The sequence below is a fragment of the Desulfuromonas acetoxidans DSM 684 genome (genome assembly GCF_000167355.1).
Lineage (GTDB): Bacteria > Desulfobacterota > Desulfuromonadia > Desulfuromonadales > Desulfuromonadaceae > Desulfuromonas > Desulfuromonas acetoxidans.
The window spans coordinates 1-15,659 of record NZ_AAEW02000036.1; the positions used below are offsets into that span (position 1 = coordinate 1).

Annotated in this window: 13 protein-coding genes; 5 read left to right on the forward strand and 8 right to left on the reverse strand. The window is 54.5% G+C overall.

From position 1 onward, the window contains the following. Nucleotides 1-114: 114 nt before the first annotated feature. Nucleotides 115-1,497 (forward strand): cytochrome c3 family protein, encoded by a 1,383-nt coding sequence (locus tag DACE_RS16125; protein ID WP_006003080.1) that lies wholly within the window; start codon nt 115-117, stop codon nt 1,495-1,497. 1,571 nt (nt 1,498-3,068) lie between these two features. Here the strand turns inward: DACE_RS16125 and ettA are convergent. After that, complete coding sequence (gene ettA / locus DACE_RS16135; RefSeq protein WP_006003081.1) at nt 3,069-4,754, reverse strand: energy-dependent translational throttle protein EttA; 1,686 nt, start codon at nt 4,752-4,754, stop codon at nt 3,069-3,071. A gap of 255 nt (nt 4,755-5,009) precedes the next feature. Here ettA and DACE_RS17665 point away from each other — a divergent pair, with 255 nt between their 5' ends. Next, nucleotides 5,010-5,963: an alpha/beta hydrolase gene (locus DACE_RS17665; protein WP_006003082.1), complete on the forward strand. Its 954-nt coding sequence runs from the start codon at nt 5,010-5,012 to the stop codon at nt 5,961-5,963. An 84-nt stretch (nt 5,964-6,047) separates the two neighbouring features. Beyond that, a complete protein-coding gene (locus tag DACE_RS16145) occupies nt 6,048-8,336 on the forward strand; it encodes a diguanylate cyclase (protein WP_006003084.1) in 2,289 nt (762 codons plus the stop codon). Here the strand turns inward: DACE_RS16145 and DACE_RS16150 are convergent. The 7 genes from DACE_RS16150 to DACE_RS16180 are packed head-to-tail and all read right to left on the reverse strand — an operon-like array spanning nt 8,326 to nt 14,514. After that, nucleotides 8,326-9,366 (reverse strand): permease, encoded by a 1,041-nt coding sequence (locus DACE_RS16150; RefSeq protein ID WP_040367868.1) that lies wholly within the window; start codon nt 9,364-9,366, stop codon nt 8,326-8,328. The genes DACE_RS16145 and DACE_RS16150 overlap by 11 nt on opposite strands. Beyond that, complete coding sequence (locus DACE_RS16155; protein WP_006003085.1) at nt 9,366-10,619, reverse strand: tetratricopeptide repeat protein; 1,254 nt, start codon at nt 10,617-10,619, stop codon at nt 9,366-9,368. Before DACE_RS16155 ends, DACE_RS16150 begins: the two co-directional genes overlap by 1 nt. Next, complete coding sequence (locus DACE_RS16160) at nt 10,619-11,287, reverse strand: energy transducer TonB (RefSeq protein ID WP_006003086.1); 669 nt, start codon at nt 11,285-11,287, stop codon at nt 10,619-10,621. The genes DACE_RS16155 and DACE_RS16160 overlap by 1 nt, the downstream gene beginning before the upstream one ends. Further along, complete coding sequence (locus DACE_RS16165) at nt 11,284-11,709, reverse strand: ExbD/TolR family protein (RefSeq protein WP_006003087.1); 426 nt, start codon at nt 11,707-11,709, stop codon at nt 11,284-11,286. Before DACE_RS16165 ends, DACE_RS16160 begins: the two co-directional genes overlap by 4 nt. Next, nucleotides 11,706-12,317 carry a MotA/TolQ/ExbB proton channel family protein gene (locus DACE_RS16170; protein WP_040367869.1) on the reverse strand — a complete coding sequence of 204 codons (612 nt, stop codon included), beginning with the start codon at nt 12,315-12,317 and terminating at the stop codon, nt 11,706-11,708. The genes DACE_RS16165 and DACE_RS16170 overlap by 4 nt, the downstream gene beginning before the upstream one ends. After that, entirely contained in the window at nt 12,314-13,756 is a 1,443-nt protein-coding gene (locus DACE_RS16175; RefSeq protein ID WP_006003089.1) for a MotA/TolQ/ExbB proton channel family protein, read from the reverse strand. The genes DACE_RS16170 and DACE_RS16175 overlap by 4 nt, the downstream gene beginning before the upstream one ends. Continuing rightward, a complete protein-coding gene (locus tag DACE_RS16180; protein ID WP_006003091.1) occupies nt 13,753-14,514 on the reverse strand; it encodes a DUF3450 domain-containing protein in 762 nt (253 codons plus the stop codon). The genes DACE_RS16175 and DACE_RS16180 overlap by 4 nt, the downstream gene beginning before the upstream one ends. A gap of 134 nt (nt 14,515-14,648) precedes the next feature. On the opposite strand from DACE_RS16180, the gene DACE_RS16185 reads away from it, so the two are divergent. After that, nucleotides 14,649-15,047, forward strand: a complete 399-nt coding sequence (locus tag DACE_RS16185; RefSeq protein ID WP_006003092.1) for a pyridoxamine 5'-phosphate oxidase family protein — start codon at nt 14,649-14,651, stop codon at nt 15,045-15,047. Beyond that, nucleotides 15,044-15,514, forward strand: a complete 471-nt coding sequence (locus DACE_RS16190; protein WP_006003094.1) for an HAD family hydrolase — start codon at nt 15,044-15,046, stop codon at nt 15,512-15,514. Before DACE_RS16185 ends, DACE_RS16190 begins: the two co-directional genes overlap by 4 nt. The last annotated feature ends 145 nt before the right edge of the window (nt 15,515-15,659 follow it).

Below are 15,659 nucleotides of genomic sequence, written 5' to 3' on the forward strand. Positions count from 1 at the left end.
CGTTTCTGTCTAATTTCCCCTACACTGCCCACATGAATGTCGGCAGATTTCCATTAACTTTGCGATGGACTGCGACGAATTGTTATTTAATTTTATGACGATAAGGGGTTTGCCATGCTTCCTATGCATCAGCTCTGGCCAACGATGGTCAGCGTGTTGTCGCTGGTACTCTGCTCGGTTGTTGTTGACGCAGAAACCTACTCCCTCTCCGCTCACGGTAATGCCACCAGTGGTGTCAAACGCACTCAAGGGCCTTTCCCTCCTCCCGAAGTTTACGCTATCGGCAATTGTGCTCATTGTCATGAGCAGCATGCCAGCATCGACGATCTGGAACCGGGACCGGACAACGGTGGGCCTTCTGCTTTTGGACTGTTCGCTGACACGTTTAATACCGCCAAGCTGACCGCAAGCAGCGACTATCAACAAAGCGACCTGTTCTGTTTTTACTGCCATACCGATAGTGGTAGCTACCAAGACACCAATGGATCCATGGTCAACAAAGACTACGCCGAAACTTTCGGCGGTCACGTCAATGGACCAACGAGTATCATGGCCCAATTTAATCAGGTAGACTCCGGCGGTTCCAACCACAATCTGTATGACATCTGGGTCTACATGAAGAACCACCCGGAATACGGTGCCAACAACGGCGGCTGGTTTACGGAAAATTCCGACCCCTGTACTGCCTGTCATAATCCCCACCTGGCCCGCCAGAACAAAGAGCACCTGACCGATGCCAGTTATGCGACGATCTCTCTACCTTCAGACCATAACGATCAATGGGGGGATGATGAATTTGAGCAGATGAGTGATTATTCGTCCATCTATCAAGCCCCGTTTTATTCCTATAGCGGATCGCATCCGACCGACATTTACAGCGCCACCTATGAGCCGGCTGCCGTTCCCTACTCTCAGGCAGACGGGCAGTTAACACCGGATTACAACACATTCTGCCTCGATTGCCACAGCGATACCATCTACAGCACCACTCAAGGACGCAACCTGACCATCATCGACTGGGATGTGGAACGCCATGGCATTCCCGATGCCTACGAAGTTTTCAGTCGGACCCCTTTCGGGGTGCGCGGGGGGTATGTCCTGTCGTGCCTCGATTGTCACGAACCACACGGCTCGTCCAATAACTTCCTCATCCGCCGCGGCATCAACGGTCAGGATGTCGGCGCCGTTGGTGTGGTTCCGGGAGATCGGGGCAACCAGTGTCGCCAATGTCATATGGACGATTACGCCTATGCCCAGGGCGATATCAACGACTGGAAGTATTCACATCACGGTCGTGGACAACTCAGCCCTTACAGTGGCAGCATGGTATCCAGCTGTGGATGCCATGATTACAATCAGGACGGCAGCCATTCCGCACCGGATCCGATCCCCTGTGAACGATGCCATTACCACGGCGCGTTTATCCCCAACCCGGCAGGAGAATTTCCATCGACGTTGGCACCGAAGAACGCACCGTATTATCGCAAAATGTTTTAGGCAGAGATGCAAAATAACAGACAACTGCAGGGTGGGCACTGCCCACCCGTTTGATCGGTGCCACGAAAGAAATAGAAAGAGGCGTAAAATTGTTATCAACGTTTTACGCTAGAGATGATGAGTCGCACGATTCGCCGACCTAAAGGGCGGCGAGCCGAATCCGTGAAGCATCACGGAAACAGACACAGTGTCGGTAAATCCAGGTTCAGGAGGTGTTCAGCCGGTTTTTGCATACTTTTGAGCGGCCAGTCAAAAGTATGTCGGCTGCCGGGACGAAACCCGGCGCCCTTGACTTTGATCTTCAGTGGTTTGCAACTTGAAACGAATCGCACCAGCGAACATCATCCGTTCGCGAAGGTGGTACCCACGTGACGCGGGCTTCCGCGCCCGCACTTCGGGGCACTTTTGCGTCGACAAAAGTACCACAAAATCGACTCCCGTCATTGCACCCTTACGGGTTCCCTCTCTCCATTCTCTTACATCGCAATGTCGGCAAAACTCGCTAACGCTCAAACAGGTTGCCGACAACCATCGCGCTGACGTTCATTGCGTTCGGTGCTGCTGAACGGGAGGGCTTAGCTGCTCAATAACACACGACTGCAGGGCGGGCACCGTCCCGCCCGTTTGAGCGGGGCCACGGAAGAAATAAAGTGCAGCTTCAATTGGTTATCAGCGTTTTACGCCAGTGCTGATGAGTTGCACGATTCGCCGACCTAAAGGGCGGCGAGCCGAATCCGTGACGCATAACGGAAACTGACCCATTGTCGGTTGATCCAGGTTCAGGAGGTGTTCAGCCGGTTTTTGCATACTTTTGAGCGGCCAGTCAAAAGGATGTCGGCTGCCGGGACGAAACCCGGCGACCTTGACTTTGACCTTCAGTGGTTCGTCATTCGGAACTGATCGCTCTGGCAAACTTCATCCGTTCTCAATGGTGGTACCCACGTGACGCGGGCTTCCGCGCCCGCACTTCGGGGCACTTTTGCGTCGACAAAAGTACCGCAAAATCGACTCCCGTCATTGCACCCTATCGGGTTCCCTCGCTCCATTCTCTTACACCGCGATGTCGGCAAAACTCGCTAACGCTCAAACAGGTTGCCGACAACCATCGCGCTGACGTTCATTGCGTTCGGTGCTGCTGAACGGGAGGGCTTGGCTGCTGAATAACACACGGCTGCAGGGCGGGCACCGTCCCGCCCGCTTGATCGGTACCACACCAGAGATAGAGCGCGACTGATGACTGTTATCAACGTTTTACGCCAGTGCTGATGAGTTGCACGATTCGCCGACCTAAAGGGCGGCGAGCCGAATCTGTGAAGCATCACGGGAACAGACACATTGTCGGTGAATCCTGGTTCAGGAGGTGTTCAGCCGGTTTTTGCATACTTTTGAGCGGCCAGTCAAAAGGATGTCGGCTGCCGGGACGAGACCCGGCGACCTTGACCTTGACCTTGACCTTGACCTTGACCTTGACCTTGAAATACAAACCACCTCAACAAATCCCCCAAGTCCACACAAAAAAAGCCCCGGCCAACAGGTCGGGGCTTTTTCAATACAGAACGAAAAGTTCTCAATCAGGCACGCGTCAGATCGCGATAACGGATGCGATGCGGCTGATCAGCATCGCGGCCCAGCCGCTTACGGCGATCTTCCTCGTATTCGCTGTAATTGCCCTCGTACCACACCACTTGACTGTCGCCTTCAAAAGCGAGCATATGGGTGGCAATTCGGTCAAGGAACCAGCGATCATGGCTGATCACCACCGCACACCCGGCAAAACTCTCCAACGCCTCTTCAAGAGAACGCATGGTGTTAACGTCGAGATCATTGGTTGGTTCATCAAGCAGAAGCACGTTGGCACCACCACTGAGTATCTTGGCCAGATGGACCCGGTTACGCTCACCACCGGACAGGGTACCAACCTTTTTCTGCTGGTCGCTGCCGGAAAAGTTGAAGCGTGCCACATAGGCACGGGAATTCACCTCGCGGGTGCCGAGCATCATCATATCCTGGCCGCCGCTGATCTCTTCCCAGATATTTTTGTCGCCGTCGAGAGTATCGCGGCTTTGATCGACATAACCGAGTTGAACGGTGCTGCCCAGTGTCAGGGTGCCGCTGTCCGGCTGTTCCTGACCGGTAAACATGCGCATCAGGGTTGTTTTACCGGCACCATTGGGACCAATCACCCCGACAATACCACCACGCGGCAGTTTGAAGTTCATATCCTCCATGAGCAGACGACCGTCAAAAGCCTTTTGCACGTGATCCGCTTCGATAACGATATCACCGAGACGCTGTCCGGGCGGAATATAGATCTCCAGATCACGGGTCTGGCTGTCGCCCCCCTCATCAAGCAGTTTTTCATAGGAACTGATGCGGGCTTTGCTCTTGGCGTGGCGTCCCTTGGGTGACATATTAATCCACTCCAGCTCACGCTGCAGGGTTCGCTGACGGGCCGATTCCGCTTTTTCCTCATTCTGAAGACGCTTTTGCTTCTGATCCAGCCACGAGGAATAGTTGCCTTTCCAAGGAATACCGTGACCGCGGTCCAGTTCAAGAATCCAACCGGCGACATTGTCGAGGAAGTAGCGATCGTGAGTCACGGCAATGACCGTACCTTCGTAACGCTGCAGATGTTGCTCAAGCCAGGCCACGGTCTCGGCATCGAGATGGTTGGTGGGCTCATCGAGCAACAGGATATCCGGTTTCTGCAGCAGCAGGCGGCACAGAGCCACCCGGCGCCGTTCGCCACCGGACAGCACATTGACATGGGCGTCAGCCGGTGGGCAGCGCAACGCGTCCATGGCCAGATCGAGGCGGGAATCGAGATCCCAGGCATCCAGCGCATCGAGCTTATCCTGAACCTGGGCTTGGCGGTCACACAGGGCGGCCATGGCATCATCATCCATGGGCTCGGCGAACTTCAGGTTGATCTCCTCGAACTCCTTGAGCAGATCAACGGTCTCCTGAACACCCTCTTCCACCACCTGACGAACGGTCTTGCTGTCATCCAATTGCGGCTCCTGCTCGAGGTAACCGACGGAGTAGCCTTCGGACAACACAGCTTCGCCGTTAAAATCTTTGTCCACACCGGCCATGATACGCAGCAGGCTACTTTTACCGGAACCGTTAAGACCCAGAACCCCGATCTTGGCACCGTAAAAATAGGACAACGAGATATCCTTGATGACGGGCTGTTTGTTGTAGCTTTTGCTGACCTTCATCATGCTGTAAATAATTTTTTTACTGTCTTCACTCATACACACAGACTCCTGTTATTCAAAAAGATCCACTTGATGTTTTTTCAAATCGCCCGCTTCAAAACCGTGGTTCCCAGAGGGATGGACGGCTTTCGGCAAAACCACATTGTACGGATTTTTCCGTGCTTCGCCAATAGAGGATATCGTCACGCCCTGAATCCGTGACCCCATGACGATGTTTCAGCGCCTGAGACCATTCAGAGGCCTGTGCTATTTGACATCGATTCATGTGCAGATTCAGGCTATACTAAGAGGATGCACATTTTTCTTTCATTACTGCCCTTCTTGCTGGTCATTGTCCTCATGGCCATGGCCATCATTTTGGTCACCTCCTGGCGCCAGGCCCGCAAAATGACATGCAACTCCTGGCAAAAGCGTCAGCAGCGTTATATCGAACGCCCTGAGTTGCACCCGGTGCAACAGCTTGAAATCCATCGCCTGGATGCCCGCACCATTGAATTAACCACGGTGGACGGCGAAACGCTGTCGGCACTGTACCGTCCCGGCACCAATGGAGCAACCATCATCCTGTGCCACGGCTACAAGATGGATTGCAGTGAAATGATTCCGATTGCCGCCATGCTGGAACGCTACGGTTACGGCGTACTGCTGCCGGATCTGCGCAGCCATGGCCACAGCAGCGGCGAACTAATCAGTTTTGGCTACCACGAATGGCGGGACCTTGAAGCGGCGGTCGAGTTCATTCTCACGCAGCATCCCGACCAAACCATCGGCCTGTTCGGCAACTCTATGGGGGGAGCCCTGGCGCTGTGTTATACCGCCCGTGACCCTCGCATTTCAGCAGTCGTCGCCCAATCTCCCTACGCATCCATCGCCCATACCATCAATCTCAGCGTCAAGCGTTTTACCGGGCTGCCCGCCTATCCGTTCGCACCTCTGATCAACTTTTTCGCTCAGCGCCAGCTTCAGTTCAACAGCGCCGCCGTGGCTCCGTTGCATTGTATCGGCGACATCAGCCCACGCGCCATCTTCCTGATGATGGGTGGCCAGGACCAGGTGGTGCCGTATGAAGGAATTTTTGCCCTTGAAAAAGCCGCCGGACAGCCGGTGGAATTATGGTTTGATGAACAGCTTGACCACGTTGAATTCTACCATCGGCATCCGCAGGAGTTTGAGCAACGGGTCGCCCGCTTCTTTGACCGCACCCTGCACCATCACGAAGTTCACAGTAAAACAGATTCTGCCTGACAATCGGTTTTCATAAAGAGTTTAACCTGTGCTATTATTGGAATCTCTAATTTTCAAGCTTTCACTTCATTGACAAGGACCTCCATGCCGGTTCGCAGTTTTATCTTACTACTTGTTACTGCACTGTTGATTGTGCCGAGCCCGGTCAGGGCAAAGCAAACAGTACTTGAGCAGGTGGTGGTACAACTCGACTGGAAATACCAGTTCCAGTATGCCGGATTCATCATGGCGCGGGAGAAGGGGTTTTATGCCAAACAGGGATTGGACGTCTCCCTGCTCGAATATCAGCCCGGAACCAATATTGTCCATGAGGTGTTGTCGCGTAATGTCAATTACGGCATGCACAACTCCAGCCTGATCGTTGAAGAGAAAGAAATCCTGCCGATTGTTTTACTGGCCTCCTATTTCCAACGCTCGCCACTGGTATTTGTCACCCAACCCAACATAAAAACACCGGCTGATCTCAGAGGAAAAGTAATCATGGGCACCAGTGATGAGCTGAAATACAGCTCCCTGGCGTTACTGCTCAGCCATTACAACATCAGCCCTCAAAACACCAGCATCACTGCCGAGAAGTTCTCCATTGATGATTTTATCGACGGTAAAGTCGATGCGATGAGTGCTTTTCTCTCCAACCAGATCTATGAATTGAACCAGCGTAAAGTCGCCTACAACATCATCAATCCGGCAGACTATGGTTTTATCATGAGCGCCGCCAATCTGTTCACCAGCCAGGAAGAGGCGCTCAAACATACCGGACGCACCCGGCGTTTTCTCCAGGCAACCAACAAGGGCTGGCATTACGCCTTTGATCACCCGGAAGAAACGATCCAGATCATTCACAACAAATATGCACCGCAAAAGCCTTTGGACGCCTTGCGCTTTGAAGCCAACGTCACTCGCGAACTGTTTCTTCTCGATCTGTATCCCATCGGCACTATCAAACCGGAACTGACGTCTCTGACCTACAAACAGTTGTTGTCGCGTAATATCATCGACAGCCACGCCCCGTTGCCGGCCTATCAGTTTGACGATGTCATTGAGAAACACAATCAGAACACCGCGTTCACAACCCGTGAACAGCAGTTTCTCGACAAAAAAAAGGTGATTCGCGTCTGTGTCGATCCCGAATGGATGCCTTTTGAAGGCCTGATTAACGGCAAGCATTACGGAATTTCCGCCGACTACCTCTCCCTGTTTCAGGAGAAATTACCGATTCCGCTTGAAGTTCTCGAAACGTCCTCCTGGCAGGAATCTCTCGATGCGGCAAAAGCACGCCGCTGTGATATTTTTTCCCTGGCGGCAAGAACGCCGGAACGCAGCACCTATATGGACTTCACCCATCCGTATGTCACCCTGCCGGTAGTCATCGCCACTACCATGGATAAAATCTTTATTGACGACATCGGGGATATTATCGACCAGCCCATCGGGGTGGTTAAGGGGTATGCCATTGGCGAACAGTTACGCGCCAAGTATCCAAACGCCAACATTGTCGAAGTGAACTCCATCAGCGATGGTCTGGAGCGGGTGGAAAGCGGCGAGCTCTACTGTTACGTCGACAACCTGATGGTGATTGCGGAACAGATTCAAAAAGAGTTCACCAGTGTCATCAAAATCAGCGGTCGTGTGGACGATAAAGTCGCCCTGGCCATCGGCACCCGCAACGATCAACCCGAATTGCTCAGCATCTTTGACAAGCTGATCCACACCGTGACTCCAGAACAGGAACAGGAGATTTACAACCGCTGGTCCTCCGTCAAACAGGAGATGGGATTCAACTACACGTTATTCTGGAAAATTTTCGGTGTGTTGGCGTTTATCGCCGGTGTGTTCAGCGTCCATTACTACCAGCTACGCAAATACAACCAACGTTTGCTCGTCCTGTCGGAAACCGACAAACTGACCGGACTGGCCAACCGCCTCAAGCTCGACAAAATGCTGTTGGAGCAGGAACAATTATTTGTCCGCTACCAGATCCCGTGCGGTGTCATCATTTTCGATATTGATCATTTCAAAACCGTCAATGACACCTATGGTCACCCGGTGGGAGATCAAGTGCTCAAAGAGATAGCCCAACTCATCCGGGAAAACATCCGGGTCACTGATCACGTAGGGCGCTGGGGCGGAGAAGAATTCTTGATTATTGCGCCAAGCAGCAACCGGGAAGAAACCGAACAACTGGCAGACAAACTGCTTAGTGCCCTGCGCAATCATCAATTTGATCAGGTGGGAACGGTCACCGCCAGTTTCGGCGTCTGCGCTTTACGCCATGAACTAAGCGCCAGTAAAGTGTTGAGTCTGGCCGACAAAGCCCTCTACCAAGCTAAAGCCGAAGGACGCAATCGGGTGATCAGCTGCGTTAGCGAATAACTCTTTTGCAACGCGACACGATTTTCTGCACCCAGTTGGCAACAACCGGCAACGACACCACCAGCAATACGGCCACGCAGATTTTTTCAACAGCAGGATCAAGCCACTCGCCACCGCTACCGAGACGTGCTTGAGGGGACCAAGCCATAACACGATACACCTGATCCACCAACCAACCACACATCAGCGCCCCACCACTGACCATCATCAGATAGACGGCGGTTCCGCGCTTGCCGAGAATCGACACCAGCACCGTCAGTGACGTGATATTGGTCGCCGGACCAGCCAGCAGAAACACCAACGCAGCACCGGGACTGACCCCTTGCAGGATCAGCGCCGCAGCAATCGGTGTTGAAGCACTGGCACAAATATAAATGGGAATGCCCACCGCCAGCATAATCAGCAGCGAAGAAACGCCACCGCCCAACCACGCTTCCATCACTGACGACGGAACCAGAGCCGTAATCAGACCGGCCAACAACAGGCCAAGAAAAAACCACAGCGCCATATCGTGCCACACCTGGGTAAAGGCATAGCGAATGCCCTGAATCAGACTGCGCCGTGTTTCACTGGTGGATGAGCAACAACAATCGTCCGCCTGCATCGGTTTATGGGGCGAAACAACAAACAGATTCTCAACAATGCCGGCAGCCACAGCACTGATCAATGCCGCCACCGGACGCACCACCGTAAGAAAGGGATCCAGCAGAGCATAACTGACGGCAATGGAATCAACCCCGGACTCAGGCGTAGCAATCATGAAGGCTGTGGTCGCACCACGGTTGGCACCCTGCTGTTTCAGGGTCACGGCCGCCGGCAGCACACCACAGGAACACAGCGGCAAAGGGATGCCGAACAAGGCTGCCTTAATCACCGGCAAAACCCGTCCCGAGCCGAGATGGCGGGCGATCATACCACTGGTCAGAAACGTACTCAAAACACCGCTGATCAGCAGACCGAACAAGATATACGGTGCTGATTCAAGTAGCAGTTGCCACGCGTTTTCGCCGATAGCCATCAATAAATTCATCACGGCCTTTCGTTCAATTGGGTGAGTAACCGCTGTGCCTGCTCTTTTTGAGCCGGATAAGTCACCGCATGATTTAATGCCCGACGGGCCTGCGACCACAACTCACCGTTCCAAGCAGCATAACCGGCCATCAGCCACTGAGAACCGGGAGAGTCCGCCTCACCGGCCAACGCGCTGAACACCTCATACGCCTCAGCGAAATGACCTAGGCGAAATAACAACTGCCCCCGCAACGCCCGCAACTTCGGATTGTCTCCCTGACGAGCCCATTGAAGGGCCTGTTGCGGCTGATGCTGACTAAGGCAGGCATGGGCCAGCCGCGTCAACACGCTGTCATCATCGGGGCGCTGTTGCAGCAATTGCTCGTAATAACGCTCGGCCTGTTGCGGAACACCGAGTTGCAGATGCAGGTCACCAAGCAACTGGGCTTCCTGTTCCGACAGGGGGCGCAGATAATCCACCACCTTAAGGCTGACCAACGCTTGACGGTATTGTTGCCTCTCCAAATAGGCATAGGTCAACACTGTCCACCAGCGCGGGTAAAGACCATCCACCTCGGTATAGCGGTTCAATGCGCTAATCGCATCATCATAGCGCTCAAGAGTCAGATACTGCTGCACCAGGACTTCCCGCCAGCGGCGTTGTTCAGCACCCTGAGTCTGTTGCACCAGAATCATCAGTTGTGACAACGCCTGTTGCGGCTGATCAAGATTGAGATACACCTGCACCAGCGCTGCACGCCAGGGCAGCTCCACCTGCTGCGGATCAAGAGCCACCAGTTGACGAAGCAGGTGTTTTGCCCGCTCCCATTCCCCGCTCTGCATAAAACACAGCGCTGCGTTATAGCGCAGTGAACGTCTGGGCGGATCACTCAAGGTAAAAGCCCGCTCAAAACTTGTACCTGCCGCAACATAGAGTTCGAGTGCGTACTGTGTCTGGGCCAGATTCAACCAGCCCGGCAAATAGTCCGGCGCTTTATCAACCACCTGCTGCAGCCACAGTAACGCCTGCTGCGGACGCTCACTGAGCAAATAAATGTTGCCACGGGTAAAGTCGATCAAATAGTGATCCTGCTCACTCTTATTCTCCCCCAAAGCCGTCAGGGCCTGGTCGTAGAGCTTTTCATCCATCAACTGCTGGGCAGCCAACACCTGACGTCGCACATCAAGAGGAATATCGGCCCCAGGTACACCAGACGGCAGGCTCACCATCAGGAGCAGAATCAAGAGAAAACAGTCCAGAAATCTCTTCATCACGACTCCAACTCAAAACGGATCGTGGTCACGACCCAACTGCGTACCGGCTTGCCCTGCACGGTTCCCGGCGTGAACCGCCAGCGACGAATACCACGCTCCACCGTAGTTTCAAACATCTCCGGCGGTTGCGCCTCGAGAATATGCACCTGTTCAACCGCACCTTGCGTGGAGATAAGCAGCTTGACCTTGACCCAGCCTTCAATACCGAGGCGCTTGGCCCGTAACGGATAGATAAACGGCGATTGGGCCAGTGGCGTCAACGGTCGATCCAAAGCGTCACTGTCGAAGACGTCCGGCACCGGCGCAACGTCGGCCAGCGCGACATCGGGCATGGCGATATCGCCCATACTCGGCAACTGGGGCGACAGTTGCAGATTCATCTTCAGCAGAGGTGGGATCGGCTGAGGGGTTTGCGTCGGGGTGAGCCGTTTACGAACCTGGGGCTGAGGTTGCGGTTTTTGCTCCGCCACCTGCTTTTTCGGTGACGGAGGGGGTGAGACACGCACCACCTGCACCGCAGAAGTCGGCAAATCCGCTGTGGTTTCAACGTTCTGCCCGGTCAACTGCGGCAACAGCCAGAACAGCGCCAGATTGATCGCCAGGGTGGCGACAATCGCGGTACCCCACGCAAAGAGAGGATGCTCGGCAAGCTGCGTCAGTCTCACATGCTGCTCCCGCTGGGCGTTCCTGCCGCCAGAGCAACATCCTGCGCTCCGGCCTGACGGCAGGCATCCATCACCTCAACGGCCGTGCCGGTGCGGCTGCCACGATCAGCAACAATCACCACGCTGCCTTCGGGGTTTTCGGCCAAGGCACGTTCGACATGTACGCGAATGGCCCGCACATCGATCATTCGCCCTTCGATGTAGATCCGGTCATCTTCGCTGATGGCAATCAGGATGGTGGCCTTCTCCTTGCTCACTGCGGTATTGGCCGTTGGCCGTTGCACGTCAATGCCGGTCTCACGGACAAAACTGGTGGTAACCAGAAAGAAGATCAACAGAATAAACACCATATCGATCAACGGGGCAATATTGAGTTCCAACCCCTGACGTTTGGCGCGCCGACTGGAGGTGATATTAATCATAACTCTCCTCCGTGGGCCAGTTGCCGTTTCAATGTCAGAGCCAGCGACTCCACCTGATGCTTGAGATTACCTGCCCGCCGCTGAAGAAAGTTGCGCATGTACAGGCCGGGGATCGCAATCAGCAGACCGGTCTGGGTGGTGATCAGCGCTTCGGAAATGCCTCCAGCCATCGCCCGAGCATTACCGGTACCAAATACGGCAATGCTGTTAAAGGTGGCTATCATGCCCACCACGGTGCCGAGCAGACCGAGCAGCGGCGCAATGGCGGCCAACACACCGATTAAGGTCAAGCCACGCTCCAGGGGATGGGAAACCGCCATACTCGCTTCATCAACAATATGGCTGTCAAGCTGTGCATCGCCACTGCGCCGCCGGAAGAACTCACGGATCAACTGCCCCTGAACGCCCGACAGCACAGCATGACCGGCATTGTCCAAAACCCGCACCATGTGGTCCTCACTTTTGGTGGGTCGGTACAATGCTTTGAGCGTGACCAGCTTGTGAACAATTAACGCCCACAACAACAACGACACCACGGCCAGCGGCAGCATAACCAGCCCCCCAGCGCTCAAGTAATCTTCAATCGGATACCACAGCGCATGGATCATGACGGCTTATCCGGGGTAACGCGGGTTTTACAGATCACATTGACAAAGCGGATCGCCCGCTCCTCCAGCTCACCAATCACCATCTCGACCCGTCGTGACAACAGGCTGTGGCACAGCATGATGGGGATGGCCACGGCCAGACCGAGCATGGTGGTCACCAGAGCTTCGGAAATACCACTCGACATCAGGCGCGGATCACCGGTGCCGTGGAAGGTAATCACCTGAAAGGTGTTGATCATGCCGGTGACCGTACCGAGCAGACCGAGCAACGGCGCAATGGACGCCAGCACCGCCAGCGTGGACAGAAACCGTTCCAAGCGAGGGATCTCACCGAGAATGGCTTCCTGCAGGGAATTCTCCAGATCTTCGCGATTCAGGTCGCGATACGGCAGTCCGGCGCGCAATACCCGCGGCAATGGTTTGTCGTCATGCTCCTGGCAGGCGGTTTCACAATCGTGCCATTTACCCTGCTCAATCAACGGTTCAAGACGGCCGAGAAAGACTTTGCCATCAAAACGGTTGCGACGCAAAAACCAGCTACGTTCGCCAATCAATACCACAGCCACGGCGCCGATCAGTAAAATCGGCCAGACGATGAAGCCACCCTGGCTCAGTTGGTCATTAAAATCGGTCTGATACATCAACTGGCGCAGAGAAGCACCGCGCCCGACATCGATGGGCGCCTGAGCGGTTTCCCCATCCAGGTAACGGTCAATCTGATGTTGCCAGCGCCGCGCCGGCAGTTCTGACAGAGCAAACAGCCGACTACTCGCCTCGGAGTAGAGCAGAAAGCCGCTCTCTTCGTCAGTGCGGTAGGCGGCACTGAAATCGCCCAGCAACAGCACTTGGGCCGAGCGCGTCTCCCCCTGACGGTCGACAATGTTCTGGTCGACAATCTGCACCTCACCCGTGCCACGCATCTCATCGAGCAAGGCCTGGCTCATGGCCGCCACATCATCCATGGCCGGCACATCGTCCTGCTGCTGCAACCGATTGAGCACTGCCGTGCGTTGAGGATGGAGTGCATTGAGTTGACTGCTGTGCAGCAAGCCGTCGGCATCTTTGGCGGCCAGACGGATAAAACCGAGCAGTTCCTGCAGCCGCTGCCGCTGCTCCTTCTGGGTCTTTTCCAGACGGGCCTGCTGCTGCGCCAACGTTTTCTCCTGCTGCTCCAGAGTCTGGTGACGCTTTTTCAACCGCATCACGTTGCGCCGCGCATCATCGACAGCCGCAGTCAGGGCCTTTCGGTCACGGGTCAGAGCCTGTAACTGGCGGCGAGCCTGCTCTTCAGCCTGTTGCTGTTCCGCCTGAGCCTGAGCAACCACCTGCTGCTGTTGCTCTTTGGCCGCCTGGGCTTGCACCCGTTGGTCCTCAGCCTGAACCGGACAACTCAGCAACGCGATCAACGTCATCACTATCACAGTGTTCAGCCGCATCATTGTGCCACCACCTTGCCGAGCGGCAGAGTAAGCAAATCAACGGGACGATGTTTGCCGGCCATCTCCACGGCCTTGCGTAAATCACCGTTAACACGTTCATTGAGACCGAGCCATTCGCCGCTGGCCGGATCGTAAACCGCACTGCGCTGACCATCCAGCGACTGAGCAAACAGGGCCAAGCGGCCCACCTGAAGTTCATTCATCAAAGTCGACGTGCCATTAACACGGATATTCTTCTGCACCACATCAAAGCGGCGGCCATAAGCAGATTCCACCTGCAAAGCTTCAAAGACACGCCGGAACTTCTCACCAATCGACAGCTCCCCCTCATCCAGGGACGCGTTCAATCGGCCAAGGCGTTGGCGCCGCTCTTCAACGAGAAACGGCAGATCCTTTTCAACCTGCTGACCGAGTTGTTCGACCACCTGAGCAAGAAACGGCACCATTTCATCGGTCAAGCGCGCCGATTCCACCAGATCCTGTTGCAGCGCGCCAATGCGCTGTTGGCGTTGCTCAACCTGATGATCCAACTGAGCACACTGTTGCTCCAACTGCGCTTTTTGTCGATTGAACTGCTCCAGTTGATTCACCATTTTTTCCCGCTGGGCCTGCCAGGCATCATCCTGTTTTTGCGCCTGCTGACGCACCTCGAGGGTTTGGGAAACCGGAGTGGTCACCTGCTCGGGAAATGGTTGCGCCCAAGCGGCTGCCGTGCACAACAACAATGCCGTACTGTTCAAAAGCCGGTATAAATTCAAGACGATCTCCTGTAGGATGAGCAGTTGGTTAGCAATGACACTTGATGCAAGAGTTTTTTTCTATAGCCTGAGCCCATAGTTAATTCAAGCAATCGCAAATAGTACACGTTATCAAACCCCTTATGGAGATTCAAATGGATTCAGCACAGCTTGAGGCCTACTTCAGGGACACAACAGGCAGCGGCATCCTATCCACTGCCAGCAGTGATGGACGTGTCAATTCAGCGCTCTATGCCAAGCCGCGTTTTTTCGAGGATGGCAGCGTAGCCTTCATCATGCTCGACCGCCTCAGCCATCACTATGTAACAAGCAATCCCCATGCAGCTTATCTGTTCCTTGAAGACGCAGAAGGCTACCGGGGCGTCCGCCTGCATCTGCGCAAACTGCGCGAAGAACGGAACACCCCGCGTATTGAGGAGCTGCTCACAGAATCGGGGCGTGGCTACGTCGGCAACAAGGACCGCTACCTGGTGTTCTTCGCCATTGAACAAGTGCTGCCCCTGGTCAGCCCGGCCCAGGATACGACGTCATGATCCGCATCGATATTCCCGGTTACAGGACACTCAACTTGCAGCATCTGGTTCTTGACTATAATGGCACTCTGGCCTGCGACGGCCAACTGATCAGCGAACTGATCCCGCCCCTGCGTCAACTGGCCGACAACCTGACCCTGCACGTGATCACGGCTGATACCCACGGCAGCGCCGCCCAGCAACTCGCTGCGGTTTCTGCCCGGCTTGAAGTCCTTGAACCAAACAATCAGGATGTTGGCAAACAACGCTTCATCCATCAACTGGGGCACGATAACTGTGCAGCGATCGGCAATGGCTACAACGACCACCTCATGCTCAGGGATGCAGCACTCGGCCTGGCGGTTATCGGCCCGGAAGCCGCTGCAACAATTGCACTGAATGCTGCAGACACCGTTTGCTTGAGTTGTTATGAAGCCCTTGAATTATTGCTGCGCCCGACACGGCTTATTGCAACGTTACGCAGATAAAAAATTTCGCAGTTTTGCTATATGGTTAAAAACGAATAAAACTTGACAAAAGCACTCAGATATCTATCATCAACACAAACTGTACCATTAACCCCCTACAACCAAATCCACAGGAGGATATCCAGGAAGTGACTCTTATCACCAC